The organism is Streptomyces sp. NPDC058619, assembly GCF_042717785.1.
GTDB lineage: Bacteria > Actinomycetota > Actinomycetes > Streptomycetales > Streptomycetaceae > Streptomyces.
Window position 1 is genome coordinate 1 of sequence record NZ_JBHXQN010000157.1, and the last position, 1799, is coordinate 1799.

Here is a 1799-nt window from a genome sequence, read left to right on the forward strand (position 1 = left end):
ACCGCCACCGTACCGGCGGGCACCTCCGCCGCAGTGTCGTTCCACTCCACCAGAACCCGATGCAGATCACCCTCGGCCAGCACCTCGACCGAGCTTAGGGGCACCTGCGGATCGCCGACCACGGTCTCAAGGACGCGGGCCCAGGCGGCGGCGATGCGGTCGGCCGCCCCGGCGTCGAACAGGTCCGCAGCCGCGGTGACCGTGCCGCGGAGCCCGGCGGGCGCGCCCTCGGCGTCGAACTTCTCGGCAACCAGGACGTCCAGGTCGAACTTGGCCGCGCTGACGCCAACCGATATTCCGGCGGCCTGTACGTCTCCCAGATCCAGGACCGCCTCGATGGTGTTCTGCATCGTCAGGACGATCTGGAAGAGGGGATGGCGTGCCATGGAGCGGGTCGGGGCCAGCTCCTCAACGAGACGTTCGAAGGGCACGTCCTGGTGGGCACCGCCCGCCAGTCCGGCCTCCCGGACTCGGGCGAGCACGTCGGTGAAGGCCGGGTCGCTGGAGAGGTCCGCCCGCAGCACCAGGGTATTGACGAAGCATCCAACGAGGTCGTCGAGGGCCTCGTCGGTGCGTCCTGCGTGCGCCGATCCGATGGGGATGTCGGTGCCCGCACCCAGGCGGGAAAGGAGCACCGCCAGCGCAGCCTGGAGCACCATGAAGGTGGTGACGCCTTCGGTGCGGGCCACCTCCAGCAGCCGGGTGTGCACCTCCGCCGGGACCTCAAGGGCCGCGGTGTGTCCGCGGTGTGAAGCGACAGCCGGGCGGGGCCGGTCGAAGGGCAGCGTCAGCTCCTCCGGGGCACCGGCCAGCGTCTCGCGCCAGTAGGCAATCTGCCGGGAAAGCACGCTCTCCGGGTCGTTTTCGTCGCCGAGGAGTTCGCGTTGCCACAACGCGTAGTCCGCGTACTGCACCGGCAGCGGCTCCCACTCCGGAGCCCGACCCGCACAACGCGCCTCGTACGCCACCGACACATCCCGCGCCAACGGCCCCATCGACCAACCGTCACCGGCAATGTGGTGCACCACCACAACCAGCACATGCTCCTGGGACCCGGTGGGGAACAGCCTTGCACGGATGGGAACTTCGGAGGAAAGGTCGAACGGGTGCCCCGCCGCATCGGCCACCGCAGCGTCCACGTCCGCCGGCTTGACGTCATCGACGAGCAGTTCCCAACCCAGATCCTCCGGGTCCAGGAGACGCTGGTACGGCTCACCACCAGCAGTGGCGATAACCGTGCGCAGCACCTCGTGGCGGCCGATCACATCCCGTAGTGCCGCATCCAGCGCCCCGGCATCCAGCGCGCCCTTGAGACGCAGTGCCATCGGAAGGTTGTAGGTCGCGCTCGGGCCTTCCAACTGGCCTATGAACCACAGGCGGCGCTGCGCGAACGACAGCGGCAGCCACTCCGGGCGCTTCTGCGCCGTCAGGGGCTCCCGCGCCCGGTCGGCGTCGTCGATGCGGGCAGCCAGTCCGGCCACCGTCGGCACCTCGAACAGCACGCGCAGCGACAGCTCGACTCCCAGCACCGACCGCACCCGGCTGACCAGACGTACCGCAAGGAGCGAGTGGCCGCCCAGGGCGAAGAAGTCGTCATCGACGCCGACGCTGTCCACGCCGAGGACCTGTGCGAAGACGGCGCACAGGATCTCCTCGCGGACGGAGGAGGGGCCGCGGCCGGAACCGGTGACGTATTGCTGTACGGGCAGGGCCTTGTGGTCCAGCTTGCCGTTCGGGGACAGGGGCAGCGCGTCGAGGACCACCACCGCCGACGGCACCATGTACTGCGGCAGGGACTC

General features: G+C 69.7%; 1 protein-coding gene. It reads right to left on the reverse strand.

The window, feature by feature from the left end; genetic code table 11:
- On the reverse strand, nt 1-1799 hold a 1799-nt coding region (locus tag ACFWTC_RS38890; RefSeq protein WP_384075176.1), incomplete at both ends, for a condensation domain-containing protein.